Origin of the sequence: Klebsiella sp. K47, from assembly GCF_051858335.1 — a bacterium.
Taxonomy (GTDB): domain Bacteria; phylum Pseudomonadota; class Gammaproteobacteria; order Enterobacterales; family Enterobacteriaceae; genus Klebsiella; species Klebsiella pneumoniae.
The window spans coordinates 1-279 of record NZ_JBPYUI010000135.1 but is presented as its reverse complement, the minus strand read 5'-3'; the positions used below and the strand labels follow the sequence as shown (position 1 = coordinate 279).

Here is a 279-nt window from a genome sequence, read left to right as displayed (position 1 = left end):
CCGCCGCCCGCGCGCTGATCGGCCAACCCGAGCTGGTGATTGCCGACGAGCCGACTTCGGCGCTCGATGCCGACACCCGTGAAGCCTTCATCCGCCTGCTGTTCGCCGAATGCCGGGCAGCCGGCTCCAGCCTGTTGTTCGTCAGCCACGACCAGAGCCTGGCACCGCTGTTCGATCGCCAGCTGTCGCTTGCCGAACTCAACCGCGCCGCGCGCCCTGCCAGCGACCTGGAGGCCTGATGTACCTGCTCCGCCTTGCCCTGGCGAGTCTCGCCAACCG

The 279-nt window shown here is 69.2% G+C and carries 1 pseudogene; it reads left to right on the top strand.

Annotated features, from left to right (window positions below):
• A pseudogene (locus tag RRF55_RS27425) lies at positions 1-239 on the top strand (peptidase domain-containing ABC transporter); the annotation flags it as partial.
• Between the last annotated feature and the right edge of the window lie 40 nt (positions 240-279).